Annotated in this window: 15 protein-coding genes; 6 read left to right on the top strand and 9 right to left on the bottom strand. The window is 70.5% G+C overall.

Annotation, left to right across the window (positions count from 1 at the left end; genetic code table 11):
- Window positions 1–115: 115 nt before the first annotated feature.
- Together F4558_RS13230 and F4558_RS13225 are read right to left on the bottom strand one after the other, a co-directional pair.
- Window positions 116–1,198 carry an LLM class flavin-dependent oxidoreductase gene (locus F4558_RS13230; RefSeq protein WP_167944320.1) on the bottom strand — a complete coding sequence of 361 codons (1,083 nt, stop codon included), beginning with the start codon at window positions 1,196–1,198 and terminating at the stop codon, window positions 116–118.
- The gene (locus tag F4558_RS13225; RefSeq protein WP_167944318.1) at window positions 1,188–3,491 is read right to left on the bottom strand and encodes an LLM class flavin-dependent oxidoreductase; all 2,304 of its coding nucleotides are present in this window, start codon (window positions 3,489–3,491) and stop codon (window positions 1,188–1,190) included. The genes F4558_RS13230 and F4558_RS13225 overlap by 11 nt, the downstream gene beginning before the upstream one ends.
- Before the next feature lie 161 nt (window positions 3,492–3,652).
- Here F4558_RS13225 and F4558_RS13220 point away from each other — a divergent pair, with 161 nt between their 5' ends.
- The gene (locus F4558_RS13220) at window positions 3,653–4,183 is read left to right on the top strand and encodes a MarR family winged helix-turn-helix transcriptional regulator (protein WP_053660859.1); all 531 of its coding nucleotides are present in this window, start codon (window positions 3,653–3,655) and stop codon (window positions 4,181–4,183) included.
- Between the two features lie 156 nt (window positions 4,184–4,339).
- On the opposite strand, the gene F4558_RS13215 is transcribed toward F4558_RS13220, so the two are convergent.
- The 5 genes from F4558_RS13215 to F4558_RS13195 all read right to left on the bottom strand — a co-directional run bounded on the left by F4558_RS13215 (window position 4,340) and on the right by F4558_RS13195 (window position 10,849).
- Window positions 4,340–5,167, bottom strand: coding sequence for an SAM-dependent methyltransferase (locus F4558_RS13215; protein WP_053660999.1), 828 nt, complete (start codon window positions 5,165–5,167; stop codon window positions 4,340–4,342).
- A gap of 330 nt (window positions 5,168–5,497) precedes the next feature.
- Window positions 5,498–8,020, bottom strand: a complete 2,523-nt coding sequence (locus F4558_RS13210) for an ABC transporter permease (RefSeq protein WP_167944316.1) — start codon at window positions 8,018–8,020, stop codon at window positions 5,498–5,500.
- A gap of 3 nt (window positions 8,021–8,023) precedes the next feature.
- On the bottom strand, window positions 8,024–8,797 hold the full coding sequence (locus F4558_RS13205; protein ID WP_053660855.1) for an ABC transporter ATP-binding protein: 774 nt from the start codon (window positions 8,795–8,797) through the stop codon (window positions 8,024–8,026).
- A 112-nt stretch (window positions 8,798–8,909) separates the two neighbouring features.
- On the bottom strand, window positions 8,910–9,569 hold the full coding sequence (locus F4558_RS13200; protein ID WP_053660854.1) for a response regulator: 660 nt from the start codon (window positions 9,567–9,569) through the stop codon (window positions 8,910–8,912).
- The gene (locus tag F4558_RS13195; RefSeq protein ID WP_082377727.1) at window positions 9,557–10,849 is read right to left on the bottom strand and encodes a sensor histidine kinase; all 1,293 of its coding nucleotides are present in this window, start codon (window positions 10,847–10,849) and stop codon (window positions 9,557–9,559) included. The genes F4558_RS13200 and F4558_RS13195 overlap by 13 nt, the downstream gene beginning before the upstream one ends.
- 169 nt (window positions 10,850–11,018) lie before the next feature.
- On the opposite strand from F4558_RS13195, the gene F4558_RS13190 reads away from it, so the two are divergent.
- The 5 genes from F4558_RS13190 to gdhA all read left to right on the top strand — a co-directional run bounded on the left by F4558_RS13190 (window position 11,019) and on the right by gdhA (window position 18,102).
- Window positions 11,019–11,249, top strand: a complete 231-nt coding sequence (locus tag F4558_RS13190) for a hypothetical protein (RefSeq protein ID WP_053660852.1) — start codon at window positions 11,019–11,021, stop codon at window positions 11,247–11,249.
- Between the two features lie 123 nt (window positions 11,250–11,372).
- Window positions 11,373–13,229, top strand: coding sequence for a methylmalonyl-CoA mutase family protein (locus F4558_RS13185; protein ID WP_167944314.1), 1,857 nt, complete (start codon window positions 11,373–11,375; stop codon window positions 13,227–13,229).
- Window positions 13,229–15,454: a methylmalonyl-CoA mutase gene (gene scpA / locus F4558_RS13180; RefSeq protein ID WP_167944312.1), complete on the top strand. Its 2,226-nt coding sequence runs from the start codon at window positions 13,229–13,231 to the stop codon at window positions 15,452–15,454. Before F4558_RS13185 ends, scpA begins: the two co-directional genes overlap by 1 nt.
- An 11-nt stretch (window positions 15,455–15,465) precedes the next feature.
- Window positions 15,466–16,473 (top strand): methylmalonyl Co-A mutase-associated GTPase MeaB, encoded by a 1,008-nt coding sequence (meaB, locus tag F4558_RS13175; protein WP_053660994.1) that lies wholly within the window; start codon window positions 15,466–15,468, stop codon window positions 16,471–16,473.
- Between the two features lie 282 nt (window positions 16,474–16,755).
- The gene (gene gdhA / locus F4558_RS13170) at window positions 16,756–18,102 is read left to right on the top strand and encodes an NADP-specific glutamate dehydrogenase (RefSeq protein WP_053660848.1); all 1,347 of its coding nucleotides are present in this window, start codon (window positions 16,756–16,758) and stop codon (window positions 18,100–18,102) included.
- A gap of 79 nt (window positions 18,103–18,181) precedes the next feature.
- Here the strand turns inward: gdhA and F4558_RS13165 are convergent, their stop codons facing one another.
- Window positions 18,182–20,338, bottom strand: coding sequence for an MMPL family transporter (locus F4558_RS13165; RefSeq protein WP_053660845.1), 2,157 nt, complete (start codon window positions 20,336–20,338; stop codon window positions 18,182–18,184).
- A 183-nt stretch (window positions 20,339–20,521) separates the two neighbouring features.
- A complete protein-coding gene (locus F4558_RS13160; protein WP_197281671.1) occupies window positions 20,522–20,959 on the bottom strand; it encodes an acyl-CoA thioesterase in 438 nt (145 codons plus the stop codon).
- Window positions 20,960–21,407 lie beyond the last annotated feature (448 nt).

The following is a 21,407-nucleotide window of genomic DNA, read 5'->3' as shown; positions in this document are numbered from 1 at the left end:
CTCTCCGAAATTTCAGGGCCGGTCGAGCCGGGCACACTTCTAGTGTGCTCGCCAAATGTTCTGTGTGACAACACATCTTTAGATCAACACATCGGCTGAACCGGGAACAGCTGGTCTAGCGCCTGTCGGTGGCACCCGCGTAGGTGACGGTCGGAACGGCGAGATCCCGGCGAAGCACCGGGGCGACCTCGGTGGCGAGCCGCTCGACGGACTCGAGGATCCGCGCCTGGGGCATTCCGCCGAAGCCGACGTGCAGGAGCAACCGGCTGATCCCGTACACCTCGTGGTAGGCCGCGACCTTGTCGATCACCTCTTGGGCGCTGCCGACGACGAGGGCGCCCTGCGGACCGGTGAAGGCGTCGAACTTCTCCGGGCTGAGTACGAATCCCTCGCCCCGCTTGTGGTTGTTGTCCCGGAAGCCTGCGGTGAAGTGCGGGTACATCGTCCGCCGCGCCTCCGCACTGGTCCGGCCGACGTGACCCTGCACGCCCAGCCCGACCCGCAGGGTGGCCGGATCGCGCCCGGCCCGCTCGGCCGCCAACCGGTAGAGGTCGACGATCCGGGAGTGGCTGCCCACGGTGCCGAGCAGGACCCCGAGCATCACGGGCAGCCCTCGGGCACCGGTCTCGACGGCGGAGGTCGGCGTGCCGCCCACGCCGACCCAGATCGGCAGCTCCCTCTGAAGGGACCGGGGCGCGATGTCGGCCTCGCGCAACGGTGGGCGGAAGCGCCCGTCCGACCAGGTGAGCGGGTTCGTCTCGCGGATCCGCAACAGCAGGTCGAGCTTCTCCCGGAACAGGTCCGCGTAGTCGGCGAGGTCGTAGCCGAAGAGCGGAAAGGACTCGGTGTACGACCCGCGCCCGGCGATGATCTCGGCGCGTCCGCTGGAGAGCAGGTCGAGGGTGGCGAACTGCTCCCAGACGCGGACCGGGTCGTCGGAGCTGAGCACCGTGACGGCGCTGGTCAGACGGATCCGTCTGGTGCGTTGCGCCATCGCGGCCAGCACCATCGGTGGCGCTGTCGCCACGAAGTCCGAACGGTGGTGCTCGCCGACGCCGATGACGTCCAGGCCCGCCTGGTCGGCGACCTCGGCGAGTTCGATGACGTGACGCAGGTGCTGGTGCGGCTCGGGAAGCTGACCGGTGGCCGGGTCGGCGGTGAGTTCGCCGAAGGTGATCAGGCCGATCTCAAACGACATCGTCGGCCTCCTCTCTGGTTTGCCGTGCGGGTGCCGGTGGGATCGGGAAGTTGCGGTTGAAGACGTTGTCCGGGTCGTACGTGGCCTTGATGGCGCGCAGCCGACTGAGGGTGGGCTCGGGCCAGGCGTCGAGCAGCCGCTCCGGGGCGGTGTCGGACTCGAAGCTGAGGTACATGCCGTCGAGGTGTGGGCGCAGGTCGGCCCAGAGCTTGTCGAGTTGGGACCTGCGGTCCGCGACGGTGGCGGCGAGCACCGCGAAGTTCTGCTCCCGGTGCGGATAGGCGGTCGCGTCCCGGTCGACGTCGTTGACGGCGCCGCCCACGGACCGGAACTGCATGATCATCACGTCGCCGGAGCGGATCATTGCCGCCATGACATCCGCCGCCTCCGGGGTGATGTGGTGCAACAGTCCGCTGTGCGTGTCGCTCAGGCCCTGCCCGCGATGCTGGTTGCCGGGCGGCGCGACGATCGCCGGATACGGCGCGAGCTGGGCGTGCTGGTCGAGGATCGGGCCGATCTCCAGGAACGGACCCAGGGCGGCCTGCGCCGCTTCGACGTCGTCATCGGCGTGCACGAGGGTCACCTGGGCCATCGGCGGGTTGCCCCGGCGGCCGGGAAACAGGCTGAGGAAGCTGCTGATCTCCCGCGGCGCGTCCTCGACGAGCCGCCCCCAGCGACGGAGCACGCCGGCGGCGTCGCTCGCGTCGACAGTGAGCTGTGCGAAGACGACATCGCCGACCTCGTACGCCTCCAGTTCCAGCGCGGTGACCACACCGAAGTTGCCGCCGGCGCCGCGGATCGCCCAGAACAGGTCGGGGTGGTGCTCGGCGTCAGCCCGGACCAGTGTGGCGTCCGCCGTGACGATCTCGGCGGCGACGATGTGGTCGATGGTCAGCCCGTACCTGCGGACGAGGTATCCGATACCGGCGGTGGTCGCGAGGCCGCCGACGCCGACGTCGCCGTAGTCACCCGAGCTCATCGCCAGGCCGTACGGGGCAAGCGCCTGGGCGACGTGCCCCCAGCGGGCACCCGTCTCCAGCCGGATCCGGCGGGTGGCCCGGTCGAGCACCTCCACCTTGTTCATCCCCGACATGTCGATCACGATCCCGCCGTCGTTCGTCGACCGGCCGCTGATGCCGTGGCCGCCGCTGCGCACCGACAGCGGTACGTCCTGCGTCCGCGCGTACGCCACCGCATCCACCACGTCGGCGGCGCTGGCCGGGCGGATCACCAGGGCTGGCGCACCCTGCCGGATGTAGCTGTGGCGCACACGTTCGTACTGCGGATCGCCGGGCTCGACGGCCTTGGTGGCCAGGGACTCGGGCAGTGCGTCGTAGTCGACGCCGGGCTGGCGTCGGGCGAGGGCGACGGCCGACCGGACCGGTCCCTGTTCGGTGTGATGTCCCGTGCGCTCCTTGGCGACGGCCTCGCGCAGCGCGGGGGCGATCTCCTGCCCGAAGGTCTGGATGAGTCGTGGGTCGTCGCGGCCGATCAGGAAGGAGCTGAACCCCTCTTCGAGGACCAGCGGAAGGAGTTGGTCGACCCACTGCTCGGGTGGACCCTGGAGGAAGCCACGGTTGTGCGACGACGCGCTGACCTGGAACAGGTTGAGCAGTCGCCGGATCTCGCGTGGGTCCCGGCCCGCCTCGACCGCCGCCTCGTCGATGAGCCGGTTGGCGGTGACCCGGTCCGGCGACCGGAGGTACTCCAGTGTCGGCAGCCAGCCGTCGGCCTTCTGGCCGGTCAGTTTCAGCATCTTCGGCTGGTAGGCGCCGAGCCAGATGCCGATGTCGTGCGCCGGCGTCGGGCCGCGCTGCATGCCGGGGACCGGATAGTACGTCCCGTCGCGGCGCAGCGGCTCCGACGTGTCTTCCCATACGCCACGCAGGACGTCGATCGCCTCGCGCAGCGCCGCGACGCCCTGGCCGGCGGTCAGCCGGCGTCCACCCATGCCTTCGATTCCGTCCCAGAAGGCGCCGGCGCCGAGGCCGAGTTCGAACCGGCCGTGGGAGAGCCGGTCCAGGCTCGCCGCGGCGCGGGCCAGGACTGCGGGCGGACGCAGCGGCAGGTTCAGGACGTTCGCGGAGACGCGGAGCCGCTCGGTGCGGGCGGCCACCCAACTGAGCAGGGTCCAGGTGTCGAGGAAGTCCGGGTTGTACGGGTGGTCTTGGAAGGTGGCGAGATCCAGCCCTGCCGCCTCGGTCAGCTCGGCCAGCGCCATCACCTGGTCGGGATCCCGGGCGCTCGGCGTCAGGAACGTCCCTAACAGAAGTTCATGGCCGTAATCAGGCATTTCCTCATCCAATCCTCGATGACTGTTGTCCAGACACATCGTCTGTCGGACGCATCTTATGCTCAGCAACATATTGTCGGGCCGACGCATTCCCCTCGCCGGAGCATGGTCTGACGGGACAAACAGTGTTTGATCAACACATCGGCTGTTAGCATCGAGGGATGCCCGACGCCGTTGACCACTGCGAACTGGCAGCCGACCGTCGACGCGGTTCGAACTTCGGCTGGTCCCTCGGGATGGTGCTGCGCCGCTGGCATGAGCACGTCGAGGAGGCGTTGAAGGACCTGCCGCACGGCAGCCGCGGCTACCACATCCTGGCCGTGGTCGTCCACGAAGAGGTGCCCACGCAGGGCGCTCTGGCTGCCCGCCTGGTGATCGACCGCAGCGTCCTGACCTATGTCATCGACGACCTGGAGAACGCTGGTCTCATCGAGCGGCAGTTGGACCCGCGCGACCGACGCGCCCGTCGGATCGTGGCCACCGAACGAGGACGCCAGGCACTCGTCGATGCCGAGCGGCGGGTGGCCCACGTCGAGGACCACGTGCTGGGCGGCCTGCCCGAGGACCAGCGGGACGCCTTCCGCGACTTCGCCGAGCGCGCCGCCGAGGCCATCCACGCCGCCGCACCGGGCACGGACCCCTGCGTGGCGGTGATCAGCGTCCTACCTCCGGCGGAGCAGCCCGCCTCCTGACGTCATACCGCCCGGCCGATGGTGGCTGGCGCCGGGCGCGGCTGTGGCCCGTCGGGGCTGCCGCCGGTAGGGGGCTGTGGCCGATCGCGGCGAATACCTCCGCCGCGACGGCGTACGCCGAACGTCGGCGGGGTGACCCCGCCGACGGCGTGTGTCCTACGGCTTGCGGGCCAGGAGGCCGACGAAGGTGTGGTAGGTGTCGGTCTGGTTCGGTCCGGCAGCGTCCGGCTCCGGACGCCACTCGGCCAGCGGCACAAGCCCCGGCTCCAGCACGGTCAGCCCGTCGGCGAAGGCGAGGATCTCCTCGTCGGTGCGCCAGCGGCCGGTGCCCAGCGACTCGTTGAAGACCCGTTCGACCTCGCGGGCCTTACGGGAGCCTTCCGGGTCGCGCTCACCAGGGTCACGGAAGTGCGAGATCGCCACGTAACTGCCGGAGGGCAGCGCGTCGATCAACGTCGCCGCGATCGCCCGCGGGTCCTCGTCGTCGCCGATGTGGTGCAGGATCGCGAAGAGCAGCAAGCCGATCGGCCTGTCGAAATCGAGGAACCGCCGTACGTCGGGATCGTCGAGGATCTGCTGTGGCGACCGGACGTCCGCCTGGATCACCGTCGCGGTGCCCTCGGCGGCGAGCAGTGCCCGACCGTGCGCCAGGACGATCGGGTCATTGTCCACATACACCACCCGGGACTTCGGGTTGTGCTCGATGGCGACCTCGTGGACGTTGCCCTGGGTGGGCAGCCCCGATCCGATGTCGAGGAACTGGTCGATGCCCGCCTCGGTGACGAGGAAGCGGATCACCCGACGCAGGAAGGCCCGGTTCGCCTGACCGGCCGCCGGACCGTCCGGAGTGATCCGCAGAGCGTGCTCGGCGACCTTCCGGTCGGCCTCGAAGTTGTCCTTGCCGCCCAGGAAGAAGTCATAGACCCGGGCCACGCTGGGGATGTTCGGGTCGATGCCGGGCGGTGCCGCCTCATCGCGGGTCACAGACGTCTCCATTCAGAACGGATCAGCGCCAGCCAGAATCTGCTGACGACTCCGGCGTTGCGGCGAGTGTAGCGATAGGGAGGGTTGGATTTCCGCCCCGACTGGTACCGCTCCCAGCGAACCCGCCCGTCACCAGGACATTCATCGGACGGCACGCCGAAAGGTGGCTCCGGACGGCATTCCGCCGCCCCTGCGTGGACGCTGAACGCGGCACGCAGGGGCGGCGGATCCCCCCCCGGATCAGGTACGCCTATCGGCCGGCGGACAACACCTCGAGCATTCGGACGCCCCCGTCGCGCACCCGATTGGAGCGCCGTGTGCCGCCGGCGTTCACTCCTTGATCCCGATGCCGTTCACCGGAGGCGTACGCAGGAGCGCGCCGATGGGCAGGACTGTGGTGGCAAGCGCGAGCAGAGCGGCGCCTCCGATGATCGACATCCAGCCGACCGTCGGGACGTAGGGCACCAGTTGCCCGGTCAGCGTCCGGACCACCGAGATCAACGTGACAGCGGCGATGATGCCGCCGACGAGCAGTGACGTGCCGAGCAGACCAACCTGTTCGGCGTGCACCATCCGCTTGACCTGGCGCGTGGTAACTCCGACCAGACGAAGCAGAGCCAGCTCGCGGCCCCGGGCCAGCGCCGCCATCACCATCGTGTTGGCGGCTGCCAGGGCGGCATAACCGACCATGACGCCGATGAGCATCTTGTTCAGCCAGGCGTTGAGCGCCAGGTCCTTCTCCAACTGGCCGTTGACGGCGCTCGTATCGATCAGACCGCTGCCCGGGTAACTGTCGACAAGGCCGGCGAGGTCGGCGTCGGCCTCGGTCCGGATCAGAACCTGGTCGTCGAGGTTTGTCGCGGTGTGGCCGCTGACAGTCTCCCGGTTGAGGGTGACGTCGCCGAAGCCGAGCCCGCGTTCGTAGAGCGCGACGACTCGCAACGTCAACTGGGTGCCGTCGCCCAGCCACATCGTGGCCTGATCGCCGAGCTTCGCCCCCTGCGACGACGCCTGCAGGGTCGACAACGCCACTGTCGCGCCGCGCAGGTCGGCGAGGCTGCCCTCGGTGACCTTGAGGTCCATGGTCTTGTCGACGCCCTCGATGTCGATGCCCTGCGCGCCGACGGCCTGGGGCTCGCCCAGCACGCGGGTGATGACCTCGGTACGCCGGATGCCCGTCGCGGCGACGACGCCGGGCACCTTGCGGGCGTCCGCCACCGCGGTCTCCGGCAGCCCGACCGCCGACACCAACGCCTGTTGGGCGAGCATCCCGTCCCGGCTCTGGCTGATCGTCTGTCGTTGCAGGTTGTCCTGGAGGAACCAGACCGAACCGCCGAAGCCCACCGACAGCACCAGCGCCGTCAGCACGGTCACCATGCCCTGCGCGTTCGCCCGCAGGTTCGCGGCGGCCAGATATCCGCTGTCGCGCCACACCGCCCGCAGCACCGGGCCGAGCGCCCTCGCGGCGTACCTGTTGATCCAGGGTGCGAGCAGGGCGGCGGCGAGGACGAAGACGTACAGCATGCCGAGCGCGGCGCCCACTGCGGCCTGGCCGCGGACGGCCGTGGTGAGCATGGTGAGCGTGACGCCGGCGCCGAGCGTCAGCAGGCCGGCGACGAACCGGATCCGGCTGTTGCGGGACGACTCCACGGCGACCTCGCCGAGTGCCTCGGTCGGGCGAATGCGCACCGTGCGGCGGGCGGCGAGCAACGCCGCCGCTGCGGCCACCAGGAGCGTCGCCGCTGTCACCGCCACTGCGGAGAGTGCGCCGCCGCTGATCGGGAAGCCGTCCGGAATGAACCCGCGCGTAACCAACTGCCTGTGCACCCAGTTCGTCACGAGCAGTCCGGCCGGCACGCCCAGCACCACCGAGATGATGCTCAGCTGTACGACCTCCGCGAGGATCATCAGCCTCACCTGGCCGGGCGTCGCCGCGACCGCCCGCAGCAGGGCGAGGTCGCGGCGGCGGTGGCGGACCGCCAGCCCGACGGTTCCGGCGACGACGACCATGACGAGCCCCGCGACGTAGCCGCCGAAGATGCTGCCGAGCTGGATGAGCATTTCGCGTGCCACAAGGGCTTCGGACTGTTCCAGCTTCCCGCGTTCGGTGCCGGTGTAGACGTGCGCCCCGGCTTCGGCGGCCAGCCGTCGTACCTCGGTGACCGTGGCGGGGGAGTCCGCGCCGGGGGCCACGATGATCCCGATGGCCCCGGCGCGGCCCGGCTGCGGGCTCAGCGCTGCGGCGTGGTTGTCGGTGAAGAAGAGCGCGGACGGCCAGTCGCCGGTGACCGCTCGTTCCACGACGCCACTGACCCGGTACTCGCGGATGCCACCGGCGACGAGCACCGGAATCCGGTCGCCAGGGCGTACCTCGGCGCCGGCGACAGTAGCGATGCGGTTGTCGACGGCGACCTCGTCGTCGGCGGCCGGCTGGCTTCCGGCCAGGATCCGGAACGGCGTCAGCGCGGCGCTGCTCCAGCCGTGCGCGACGGTCTCCTGCCCCGCCGCAGTCGGCACGACCACCGGCAACGAATGGTCGACGGCGATCGACAGCACCCCCGGCACCTGCCGGAACTGCTCGGCGAGCGTGACCGGAACCGTTCCGCCTGCCAGCAGCGGCACAGTGGTAGTGGTGGTCTGACCGTCGAGTTCCCGGCCCGTGATGCTGATCTCGCGTTGCGCGACCACGATGTCGGCGTCGGCGTACCGCTGGGGTGTGGGTTCGTAGCGCATTCCGGACTCGACGAGCAGGCCCATCGACATGAGGATCATGACGCCGACGGTGAGCGCGAGGAGGGTGGCGACCGCGCTTCCGATCCGGTGGCGCAGCATCCGTGCGGCCAGTCTCAGCATGGTTCAGCTCCCCTGCGTGGCGAGCTGACGGCGTCCGAGCAGCGCCAACTGCTCGGCGATCCGCTGCGCACCCGGCTGCGGCGTGTCGTGCACGATCCGGCCGTCGGCGAGGACCATCACCCGGTCGGCGTACGAGGCCGCCACCGGATCGTGGGTCACCATGATCACCGTCTGCTGTGTCTCGTCGACAACCGACCGCAACAGGGACAGCACCTCCGACGCGGTCTGCGTGTCCAACGCACCCGTCGGCTCGTCACAGAAGATCACCTCGGGGCGGGTCGCCAGCGCCCGGGCGATCGCCACCCGCTGCTGCTGCCCACCTGACAACTCGGCCGGACGGTGGTGCAACCGGTCGGCCAACCCGACCCGCCCGATCACCTGCTCGAGCCACGCGGGATCGGGACGGACGCCGGACAGCCGAAGAGGCAGCAGGATGTTCTCCTCGACGTTCAACGCACCGATCAGATTGAAAGCCTGGAAGACGAAACCGATCCGGCTGCGCCGCAGCTTCGTCAATTTCGTCTCCGACAGCCGCGACAATTCCTCGGCGCCGATCCACACCTGCCCGGAGGTGGGCCGGTCCAGGCCGGCAGCGGTCTGCAACAGGGTGCTCTTGCCGGAACCGGATGGTCCCATCACCGCCGTGAACGTGCCGCGGTGGAACTCCGCGTCGACGCCGGCGAGCGCGGTGACCGCCTGTGGGCCGGTGCCGTAGGTGCGGGTGAGTTGTCCGACGCGGACCGCCGTCTCGGCGGATCGTCCAACGTTGACGGCCATGAGTCTCAGCCTTTCCGTAATTCTCGACAGTTTCGAGTACACGGAAAAGCTATGGCGGCGGCCATCAATGAGCGATCCAGCGTGCGGGCCAACCGGGGTACAGCAGGCTGTACTACATCCGGCGCTGAGTGTCCTTCAGATACCGCAGGACCGCCGTCACCCGCCGGTCGGCGCGGTCGTCCGGTGCGAGGCCGAGCTTGGCGAAAATGCTGCGGATGTGCTTGTGCACTGCCCCTTCGGTGACGAACAGCCGCTCCGCGATCGCCGTGTTGCCCAGCCCTTCCGCCATCAGGGTGAGCACGTCACGTTCCCGTACGCTGAGCCGGCTCAGCGTGCTGTCGGAGCGGCTGCGGGCGAACAGTTGGGCGACGACCTCCGGGTCGATGGCAGTGCCGCCCCCGGCGACGCGGTGCAGCGCGCCCAGGAACTCCTCGACCCGGCCCACCCGCTCCTTGAGCAGATAGCCGAGCCGTACCGCACCCTCGGCGAGCAGGTCGGTGGCGAACGCCTGCTCCACGTACGCCGAAAGGACGAGCACCGCGAGGTCGGGGTGACGGCGTCGGGCCTCGACGGCGGCCACGATGCCCTCGTCGGTGTGGGTGGGCGGCATCCGGACGTCGACGATCGCCACGTCGGGCCGGAGTTCGTCCACAGCGGACAGGAACGTGTCCGGTGAGTCCGTGGTGGCGACCACGTCGAGCCCTTCGGCCCGCAGCAGCAGGGCCAGCCCTTCCCGCAGCAGGGCGTCGTCCTCGGCGATCACGATCCGCACGGCAGCTCCACGATTATCGTTGTCGGCCCACCGGGTGGGCTGGTCAGTGTGAACCGGCCGTCGTGAGCCTCGACCCGCCGGCGGATGCCGCTGATACCCGAGCCGTGGCCCTCGTCGGCACCGCCACGGCCATCGTCGGACACCGACAGGTGCAGCCGGCCGGCAGTAAGTCCGACGGTGACCGCCGCCGCGCTGGCACCGCTGTGCCGGGCGACGTTCGTCAACGCCTCCGCCACCACGAAGTACGCCGTCGCCTCGACCGACGCGGCGCATCGGCCCGGCAGGTCCACCTCCACGGTGCACGGCACGGCGGAGCCGGCAGCCAGGCCGTGCAGCGCACCGGCGAGCCCACGATCATCGAGCACCGGCGGCAGGATCCCGCGCACCACGGTACGGAGTTCCGCGAGCGCCAACTCGGCGGCGTCCTGCGCCCGGTCCAGCACCTGCGCCGCCTGCGCCGGGTCACGGGCAAGCGCGCGACGTGCCGCGCCGAGCAGCACGGTGACCGCGACCAACCGGTTCTGCGCTCCGTCGTGCAGGGACCGCTCGATGCGGCGCAGCTCGACCGCGTGCGCGTCGAGCGCTCCCGCGCGGGTGGCGGTCAGCTCGGCGATGCGCAGCGACATGTCGACGTCGCGCGGCGGCGCCAGCAACCGTCGCCCCGGCAGCGCCTGGAGGTCGGCCATCCGCGGACCGAGCGCGACGGCCACGGCGAGCCAGCCGACGCCGATCAACGCGACGACGAGCGCGTCGAGCAGCCCGTCGATGCGCCAGTAGATGAAGCCGGGGCCGCCCATGTCCGGCGGCAGCATCCAGAAGTAGAGCGGGAACAGGAAATTCTGTACGGCGGTGAGCGGCAACGACAGCCCCACAGCGCCCAGTACGAACCCGAACGTGCCGTGGAGGGCCACGAACGCGCACTCGCGGCGCACCCACGGGTCGCGCAAGGCGGCGCGCAGTCCGGTAGGAACCGGCGGCGGCATGGGCAGGTCGAACGCCCACCGCGACAGTCGGGCGCGTTCCCGGTCGGCGGCAGACCGCACGACCTTCAACACCGACGGGACCACCACGAAGCCGACGCCGACCACGCACGCGAGCGCCACCACTGACAACAGCAGGAACGCCGTCAGCGCCAGTATCGACGTACCGAGGCCACCGACGAGGTGCTCAAGAGCGTCGACAGATATCCGTACGCGCTCCCGGAGATATTGGCGCACCGCGTGCCCGCGCTCCGGTCCGGCCGGCCCCCGCACTGTGGAACCGGCGTCTTCGCCCTGCATGTGCGCACCTCCCCGGCAGAGACGATAGGCGACCGAATGCGGATCCGGCCTCGTCGGGGCGCATTGGTACAGCCTGCTGTACCTCGGTTGGCCTGGTGGCTGGATCGTCGCTGATTGATCTTCGGCATAGCGTTGCCATCAGTCGTCAACCACCACTGAGGGAGTAGTCATGACAGACCACAACCGCACCGCCCCTGTCGCGACCGGCAGCACGTCCGACAGCGCCGACCGGCGCAAGCTGCTGCGTCCCGTGCTGTGGCTGGTGCTGATCGTCAGCGCCGTCATCAACGCGACCATGTCGATCACGGGTCAGAACGTGTTCGTCGGTGGCGGTTTCGGACTGATCACCCTGGCCGCCGCTGTCGGGCTCGTCGTGCATCACTACCGGCACCGCGCGTAGGCCTGAAGGCCCGTAAGCAGGCACAACACCATCGTCAACCGTCGAAGGACGACCTCCCGGCGGCTCAGTTGATGTCGTCACACCTTCGGTGCGGTGGCGCCCGGCTGCCTCTACCATCCCGGCATGACGGTGCCGTCAGAGACGCTTCCCCTCGCTTCCGATTTCCCTGCCGCCACGCGTGAGCAGTGGCAACGGTTGGCGCTGGGGGTGCTGCGCAAAGCCGGGCTCGCCGGTGAGGACACCCCGGCCGACGCGGTCGAGGATCTGCTGGCCCACAGCGGCTACGACGACGTGACGTTGGCGCCGCTGTACGCGGGCGACGATCCGACGCCGATGCCCGGGCCCCCGGGGCTGTTCCCGTACACCAGGGGCGCCCGGGCGGCCGGCGCGGTGACGGCCGGGTGGGACCTCCGGCAGCGGCACGCCGACCCGGACCCGAAGGTCACCGCCGAGGCTGTCGTCGCGGACCTGGAGAACGGCGCCACCTCCCTGTGGCTGGTGCTCGGCGACGACGGCCTGCCGCCGGCCGGGTTGGCGGCCGTGCTGGACGGTGTCTACCTGGACCTGGCCGCTGTCGTGCTGGACGCCGGGGCCGCCGCGGTCGAGGCGGTGCCGGAGTGGTTCGCGTTGCTGAACCAGCGGCAGGTGCCGCAAGCCGAGGTGCGCGGCAACCTCGGTGTGGACCCGCTCGGGTGGCTGGCGCGCACCGGGCAGCGGTGGGAAGGCCCGGCGGACGAGTGGGCCCGCACCTGCGCCGCCGATTTCCCGGGGCTGCGGGCGCTGACTGTCGACGCGACGGCATTCCACGACGCGGGTGCCTCCGACGCGCAGGAACTCGGCTGCGCCGTCGCGACGGGCGTCGCCTACCTGCGGGATCTCACCGCGGCCGGGCTGGGCGTGCCGGCCGCGTTCGGCCAGCTGGAGTTCCGGTACGCGGCCACCGCCGACCAGTTCGCCACGATCGCGAAGCTGCGGGCGGCCCGCCGGCTGTGGGCACGGGTGGCGCAGGTGAGCGGCGTGCCGGAGCACGGCGCGCAACGCCAGCACGCCGTCACCTCCACGGCCATGATGACCGCCCGCGATCCGTGGGTGAACATGCTGCGCACCACGCTTGCCTGCTTCGCCGCTGGCGTGGGTGGCGCGGACGCCGTGACAGTGCAGCCGTTCGACCACTGCCTGGGACTGCCGGACGGCTTCGCCCGCCGGATCGCCCGCAACACCCAGTCGCTGCTGCTGGAGGAGGCGAACGTCGGTCGGGTGATCGACCCGGCCGGCGGCTCGTGGTACGTCGAGCGGTACACCGAGGAACTGGCCAGGGCAGCCTGGACGTGGTTCACCGAGATCGAGCGGGCTGGCGGGATGGCTGCGGCGCTGGACAGCGGCCTGGTCGCCGACCGGCTGGCCGCGACCTGGCAGCGGCGGGCCGACAACCTGGCGCACCGCCGGGACCCGCTGACCGGGGTCAGCGAGTTTCCCGACCTGGGGGAGCGGGTGCCGGCCCGCCCGCCCGCGCCGGCCCCGTCGGGTGGCGGGTTGCCCCGACGCCGGTACGCGCAGGCGTACGAGTCGCTGCGGGACCGCGCCGACGCCCACGCGACCGCCACGGAAACGCGGCCCGCTGTCTTCCTCGCCACGCTGGGGCCGGAGGCCGCGCACAACGCCCGCGCCGGGTTCGCCGCGAACCTCTTCGCCGCCGGTGGGATCGCGACCGTCCGGCCGCCGGTCGGGACCGACGATCCGGCCCGTCTGGCCGCCGAGTTCACCGCCAGCGGCGCCCGCGTGGCCTGCCTGTGCTCCACCGACCGGCTGTACGCGCAGTCGGCGGAGGCGGTGGCGCAGGCGCTGATCGACGCGGGCGCGGACCGGGTGTGGCTCGCCGGCAAACCGGCCGACCATTCCGGCGTGCACGGCTACCTGTACGCGGGCTGCGACGCGGTCGCGGTGCTGGAGACGACGCTTGACGACCTGGAGGTGGCGTGATGGGCGTGGGGATTCCCGACTTCTCCGAGGTCGAGTTGGGCGGGCCGGCCACCGCTGCCGACGCGGACCTGGGCCGGTGGCATGACGCGGTGCGCGCCGAGACCGGCAGCGACCCGCAGGAGCTGACCTGGCAGACGCCTGAGGGCATCGACGTCGCCCCGCTGCACACCGCTGCCGACCGGGACGGGCTGGACTTCCTCGGCACGTTCCCGGGCATCGCCCCGTACCTGCGGGGCCCGTACCCCACCATGTACACCACGCAGCCGTGGACCGTCCGCCAGTACGCGGGTTTCTCCACGGCGCAGGAGTCGAACGCGTTCTACCGGCGCAACCTGGCCGCCGGTCAGAAGGGGCTGTCGGTCGCCTTCGACCTGCCGACCCACCGCGGCTACGACTCCGACCACCCCCGGGTCGCCGGGGACGTGGGCATGGCCGGGGTGGCGATCGACTCCATCTACGACATGCGGCAGCTCTTCGACGGCATCCCACTGGACCGGATGAGCGTGTCGATGACCATGAACGGCGCGGTGCTGCCGGTGCTGGCGCTGTACATCGTCGCGGCCGAGGAGCAGGGGGTGGCGCCGGAGCAGCTCTCCGGCACCATCCAGAACGACATCCTCAAGGAGTTCATGGTCCGCAACACCTACATCTATCCGCCGCAGCCGTCGATGCGGATCATCTCCGACATCTTCGCCTTCACCTCCGAGCGGATGCCCCGGTTCAACTCGATCTCCATCTCCGGCTACCACATCCAGGAAGCCGGGGCGACCGCCGACCTGGAGCTCGCGTACACCCTCGCCGACGGCGTGGAGTACCTGCGGGCCGGGCGGGACGCCGGCCTGGACATCGACGCGTTCGCGCCCCGGCTGTCGTTCTTCTGGGCGATCGGGATGAACTTCTTCATGGAGGTGGCGAAGCTGCGGGCGGCGCGGCTGCTGTGGGCCCGCCTGGTCCGCGACTTCCAGCCGAAGAACCCGAAGTCGTTGAGCCTGCGGGCGCACAGCCAGACCTCCGGCTGGTCGCTCACCGCCCAGGACGTGTTCAACAACGCGGTACGCACCTGCGTCGAGGCGATGGCCGCCACCCAGGGGCACACCCAGTCCCTGCACACGAACGCGCTGGACGAGGCCCTGGCGTTGCCGACCGACTTCTCCGCGCGTATCGCCCGCAACACCCAGCTGCTGCTCCAGCAGGAGTCGGGCACCACGCGGGTCATCGACCCGTGGGGCGGCAGCGCCTACGTGGAGCGGCTCACCCACGATCTGGCCGCCCGCGCCTGGAAGCACATCCAGGAGGTGGAGGCCGCCGGTGGGATGGCCCGGGCCATCGACGAGGGCATCCCGAAGCTGCGGATCGAGGAGGCCGCCGCGCGTACGCAGGCGCGCATCGACTCCGGCCGGCAGCCCGTGATCGGCGTCAACAAGTACCGCCCGGACGCCGACGAGCCGATCGACGTCCTCAAGGTCGACAACCGGTCGGTACGCGCGCAGCAGATCGAGAAGCTGCGCAGGCTGCGCGAGGAGCGCGACGAGCAGACCTGCGTGGCGGCCCTGGACGCGTTGACCCGGGCGGCCGGTGCCGCGCTCGACGGCACGCGGGGGCCGGGCCTGGACGGCAACCTGCTCGCCCTGGCGGTGGACGCCGCGCGGGCGAAGGCAACGGTGGGGGAGATCTCCGACGCGATGGAGAAGGTGTACGGGCGGCACGCCGCGCAGATCCGTACCATCTCCGGCGTGTACCGGGACGAGGCCGGCGCTGTCTCGGCGATCGAGAGCGTCCGCGCCGCCACCGCGGAGTTCGCCGTCGCCGAGGGCCGCCAGCCCCGCATCCTGGTGGCCAAGATGGGCCAGGACGGCCACGACCGCGGCCAGAAGGTGATCGCCACGGCGTTCGCCGACCTGGGCTTCGACGTGGACGTGGGTCCGCTGTTCCAGACCCCCGCCGAGGTGGCCCGTCAGGCTGTCGAGGCCGACGTGCACATCGTCGGGGTGTCCAGCCTCGCCGCCGGGCACCTCACGCTGGTGCCGGCGCTGCGCGACGAACTGGCCGCGCTCGACCGCGACGACATTATGATCATCGTTGGTGGCGTGATCCCGCCGCAGGACTTCGACGCGTTGCGGGCGGCCGGCGCGGCGGCGATCTTCCCGCCCGGCACCGTGATCGCCGAGGCCGCGGCGGAGTTGCTCACCGAGCTGTCCCGGCGGCTCGGCCACCCGGGCGCGTGAGCGGCGCCGCGATGCGCACCCCGCCGGTCGACGCGTACGTCGACGGGGTGCGCGCGGGTTCGCGGGCGTGGATCGCGCGGGCCATCACCCTTGTCGAGTCGACCCGAGCCGACCACCGCAGGGCGGCGCAGGGGCTGTTGGCCGCGCTCACCCCGTACGCCGGGGGCGCCCGCCGGGTCGGCATCACCGGCGTGCCCGGGGTCGGCAAGTCCACGTTCATCGACGCGCTCGGCTGCCGGCTGACCGGCGACGGGCACCGGGTGGCGGTGCTCGCTGTCGACCCGTCGTCCACCCGCACCGGCGGGAGCATCCTCGGCGACAAGACCCGCATGGCCCGTCTCGCCGTCGACCCGGCCGCGTTCGTACGGCCCTCGCCGACGGCGGGCACGCTCGGTGGCGTCGCCAAGGCCACCCGGGAGGCGATAGTGGTGGTCGAGGCTGCCGGCTACGACGTGGTCCTGGTCGAGACCGTCGGCGTCGGCCAGTCCGAGACCACTGTCGCCGAGATGGTCGACTCGTTCCTGCTGCTCACCCTCGCCCGCACCGGCGACCAGTTGCAGGGCATCAAGAAGGGCGTGCTGGAACTCGCCGACGTCATCGCCGTCAACAAGGCCGACGGGCCGCACCAGACCGACGCACGCCGGGCCGCCCGGGAGTTGGCGGGCGCGTTGCGGCTGCTGCATACGCCCGAAAGCGGCTGGCAACCCCCGGTGGTCACGTGCAGCGCCCTGGAGGAGACCGGCCTCGACGAGCTGTGGCAGCAGATCCGCCACCACCAGGACACCTTGGCAGCGTCCGGCGAGCTGGCCGAGCGGCGACGACGTCAGCAGATCGGCTGGGTCTGGGCGATGGTGCGGGCCGAACTCCTCGACCGGCTCCGCAGCCATCCCACGGTGCGAGCCCTCACGCCGGAGATCGAACGCGACGTTCTCGCCGGGACCCTCACCCCGGCGGTCGCCGCCGAGCGGCTGCTGGCCGGGTTCGCCGATCCGACAGTCACACCGGACCTCGTCGACTGAACGGCAGGTCGCGGGGCACACCCGTCACCTGGGCAACCCGCGCAGCCGACGGTCTACCAGCAACTGGGAATGCCAGACTTGACGACGACGAAGCGCCGGCAGGGCAGGGTCAGAGAGTGGACCCGTCCTTCCGAGGCTTCCCGCTCAACGCGCCGAAGCAGTCGCGCCGGGGCAGGTCGTTGCTCACGCAACGGCGCTCTTGTCTCGGTCGTGCCGTGTGGGTGACTCGTGGGTCTCCGGGCGTGGGGCAAACCGGGCCATGGTCGCACATGAGGAGAAACAGTGCTGATACAGGACAAGCTCGAATCGATCTTCGCGTCCGTGGTGCGACGCAACCCTGGCGAGGGCGAGTTCCACCAGGCGGTGCGAGAGGTGCTCGACAGCGTGGCCCCGGCCCTGAAGAGGCATCCCGAGTACGCCGAAGCGAAGATCATCGAGCGGATCTGTGAACCGGAACGCCAGATCATCTTCCGGGTGCCGTGGGAGGACGATCGCGGTGAGGTCCACATCAACCGCGGCTTCCGGGTGGAGTTCAACAGCGCCCTCGGGCCGTACAAGGGTGGTCTCCGCTTCCACCCGTCGGTCTACCTGGGGATCGTGAAGTTCCTCGGCTTCGAACAACTGTTCAAGAACGCGCTGACAGGCATGCCGATCGGCGGTGGCAAGGGCGGGTCGGACTTCGACCCGAAGGGCCGCTCGGATCGGGAGGTGATGCGGTTCTGTCAGTCGTTCATGACCGAGTTGTACCGGCACATCGGCGAGTACACGGACGTGCCGGCAGGCGACATCGGAGTCGGTGGACGGGAGATCGGCTACCTGTTCGGGCAGTACAAGCGGATCACCAACCGGTACGAGTCCGCAGTGCTGACCGGTAAGGCCCTCAGCTACGGCGGCGCCCAGGTACGCCGTGAGGCCACCGGCTACGGCGCGGTGTTCTTCGCCGAGGAGATGCTGCGCGCTGACGGCGGCGACAGCCTCGACGGCAAGCGGGTGGTGGTCTCCGGCTCGGGCAACGTGGCGATCTACGCGATCGAAAAGGTGCACCAACTCGGCGGCACCGTTGTGGCGTGCTCGGACTCCTCCGGCTACATCCACGACCCGAAGGGAATCAACGTCGAGGTGCTCAAGCACCTCAAGGAGGTTCGCCGGGCACGGATCGACGAGTACGCCGAGGCGTATCCGCACGCCACGTTCGTCGCCGGCCGCCCGATCTGGGAAGTGCCCTGCCAGGTGGCGATCCCCTGCGCGACCCAGAACGAACTCACGGGCACCGACGCACTAAGCCTCATCGCGGGTGGCTGCACCACAGTGGTGGAGGGGGCCAACATGCCCACCACCCCGGAGGCGGTCCGGAACTTCACCGAGGCCGGCGTGCGGTTCGCTCCCGGCAAGGCGGCCAACGCCGGCGGAGTCGCGGCAAGCGCGCTGGAGATGCAGCAGAACGCCAGCCGCGACTCGTGGACCTTCGAGTATTCCGAGCAGCGGCTACGGGAGGTCATGCAGACCATCCACGCCCGCTGCCACGCCACCGCCGACGAGTACGGAATGCCCGGCAACTACGTCGCCGGCGCCAACATCGACGGCTTCCGGCTCGTCGCCGAGGCGATGCTCGCCCACGGCCTCATCTGAGGCGTCGACACGGCCGTACCCGGCGCGGCCCTTCACCGTCCCGAGGGCTGTTGCCCCCGGGACGGTGAAGGGCCCCGGATCAGCGGGCGTTCACCGGCTCCGGTGGACGGCTCGCCTCGGTCGCCGCATCCTCAGTAGCCAGCGCGTCGGGCATGACCCGGCCCCGCCCGAGGGTCGGCAGCAGCCGGTCCAGCCACCCCGGCAGCCACCAGTTGGCCTTACCGAAGAGCATCATGGTCGCCGGCACCAGGACGAGCCGGACGATAGTGGCGTCGAGGGCGACCGCCGTGGCCAGCCCCACACCGATCATCTTCGTGACGATGTCGGCGTTCGTCATGAACCCCGCGAACACCACCACCATGATCAACGCTGCGGCGGTGATGGTCCGCGCGGTGGCGGCCAGACCACGCACCACACTCTGGAACGGGTCGCCGGTGGCCAGCCACTCCTCCCTGATCCGGGAGAGCAGGAACACCTCGTAATCCATCGAGAGCCCGAACAGGACGGCGAAGAGCAGCAGCGGAACCCAGGTCGAGACCGGCACCGCTCGGTCGACACCGAGCAACTGGCTGCCCCAGCCCCACTGGAAGACCATTGTCAGCACCCCGTACGCGGCGGCGACGCTGAGCAGGTTGACCAGGGCTGCCTTGATCGGCACCAGGATGCTGCGGAACACCACTGTCAGCAGGATCAGCGACAGACCGACCACCACGCCGACCACCAGCCACAGCCGCTCGGCCAGCAGGTCGGCGATGTCGGCGAAGACCGCCGTGACCCCGGTGACCTCCGCGCCGTCCGGCAACACGTCCGCGCGGAGCTTGTCCACAAGCTCACTGGATCGCTCGTCCTGCGGGCTGAACGCCAACTGCACGGTCAGCACCGACGCCGTGGCATCGGGCGCCACAATCGGCTGCGAGACCCTAGCCACACCCGGCACCGCCTCGATCCTGTCCCGCAACGCCGGCAGGGAGCCCTGCGGCACCACTGTCAGGTCAACGGCCACCACGAGCGGGGCGTACGCGCCGGGCCCGAACTCGGCGGCGACGAGGTCGTACGCCCGCCGGACGGTGTTCTCGGTGGGCTGGCTGCCCGCGTCCTGGGGCCAGGTCCGCATTGTCAGTGCGGGGGCGCCGAGCAGAAGCAGCACCGCGAGGGCGAGCAGGGCCCAACCGGCGGGACGTCGTCCCACCCGTTGCGCCCAGCGGGCGGTCAGCGGCGGCCGCTGCCGCGGCTCGGCATCGACGACGCGCCGCCGACGACTCATGATCCGCCGGCCGCTCATCGCGCACAGCGCCGGCACCAGCGTGATAGCCGCCGTCATCACCGTCGCCACGACGATCGCCGTGGCGTACCCGTAGGTCCGGTACGCGGCGAGACCGGAGAAGACCAACCCGAACAGGGACAGCAGCACGACCGCACCGGCGACCAGGATGGACCGGCCTGCGGTGGCGGTGGCCCGGGCTGCCGCCGCCCGTGGCTCCAGACCGGCACGCAGCCCCTCGATGTGCCGGGTCACAAGCAGCAGGGCGTAGTCGATGCCGACACCCAGACCGACCATCGCGGCGGCGGTCGGCGCTGTGGTGCCGATGTTCGTGAGCGCGGCCAGCAGCAGGATTCCCGACGAGCCGATGCCGAGCCCGATCAGCGCCGCGATGATCGGCAGTCCGGCCGCCACCACCGAACCGAAGGCGATGATCAGGATGACGAGCGCGATCAGCACACCGACCAGTTCGCCAGTGTGGCTGCTGGGCTTTTCACCCTCCGGCACCTGACCCGCGTACTCCACCTGGAGGCCCGCGTCCCGCGCGGGCCCGGTGGCGGCACGCAGTTGGTCCATGGCGTCGGCATCGAGGTCGGTCACCGGCACTGTGTAGCGGACGTCGATGATCGCGGTGTCCCCGTCGGCGGAGGGCTGCGCCGGGCTGGCCAGGCCCACCTGGTCCACGCCGCGCAGCTCCCCGATCACCCGGTCCAGCAGCGCCGGATCCAGTTGGCCGCCGTCCGGGTCGTGCACCACCACCCGCGCCTCGGTGCCGGACAGGCTGGGGAACCGCTCCCGGAGCAGATCCGTGCCGGCCTGCGACGAGGTGCCGGGTACGTCGTAGTCGTCGCGGGGCGTGCCACCGACGGTGCCGGCCAACCCGAGGGCCAGCACCAGGACGGCGACCCAGGCGGAAACGGTCAGCCAGGGCCGCGCGGCGCACATGGCGCCGATCCGGTGAAGCGTCCGGTTCACCGGCGGAACCTTCCCGCGTCGGGCTTCAGAGCGCAGTCGCCTGCCAACATGTCCAGATTCGAAATCAACCGCATGCCATTGCCGACGGGCCACGCCCCGGCACGTTCACCAACCGGTCCACCGAATTCGCCGCCGCGCCGCCCGGCCCGGGCCAGCCACCGCTGAACGGGACCGTCGACAGCATCAACGCTGTTCGGTGAGCGGCAGGTCGACGATGGACGGTTCACGGAGAAACCTGCGCCAGACGGCGGCCGCGTTGTCGACGAGCTTGCGCTCGGTGAGATTCATCAGGCCGGTCAGGCTTGTCACCTCGGCGGCCACAGTGCCGTCGGAGCGGCGGATGGTCGACTGGACGACCTTGACGATCTTCGGCGACGGGTACTCGAAGCGCGTCTCGACGTCGATCTCGTCACCGAGCATGAGTTCGCGCCGGTACTTGATGGAGACGTCCAGTTCCACAGGCCCGAAGCCCGCCGCGGCGAGCTTCTTGACCGAGAGTCCCGCCTCGGCGAGTGCGGACCATCGGGCGTGTACGGCGTAGCTGAGGTACTGGGAGCCGCGAACATGCCCGTTCGAATCGATGTCGTCGCTGCGGATGATGATGTGTGTCGAGTGCGGCACAGGCGTCTCCATCGTCGGGGTGGCATCGAGTGAAGCCCTCTGACCTGTGCTGACGGGGGCGAGGCAGCAGGGTTCAATGGGGACGCCGTCGGGCCCGGCCTCGTCGTGCTGGTACGCGGCGGCCACCTGGGCGGTTCGCACCGCCGGGGGTTCAGCGGCCGAGTCGGGTTCGGCCGGCGCTACACTGGCCCAGCTTGAGCCGATGCGGCCCGTCCGATATGAGGTGGGTCAGGGCTCGCTTGTGCGGATCAGGGCTGGCCGGGTCCAACCGCGCCGAGTGCGGCGGACGAGGAGCAACATCGTGGTTGCCCTGGTCTGTGTCGCCCGCTGCCGTCCGGAACGCCAGTGTGCCGCCCTGGGGCGGTCGTGCGGCGGGCCGGGCAGCGGCTCAGAGCCGACAAGATGGATCGGCCCGGAAACGGGAACCAGGACGGTGCCGTCGGCAGGT

It is taken from the genome of Micromonospora profundi, from assembly GCF_011927785.1.
GTDB lineage: Bacteria > Actinomycetota > Actinomycetes > Mycobacteriales > Micromonosporaceae > Micromonospora > Micromonospora profundi.
This window is presented reverse-complemented; position numbering and strand designations above follow the sequence as displayed.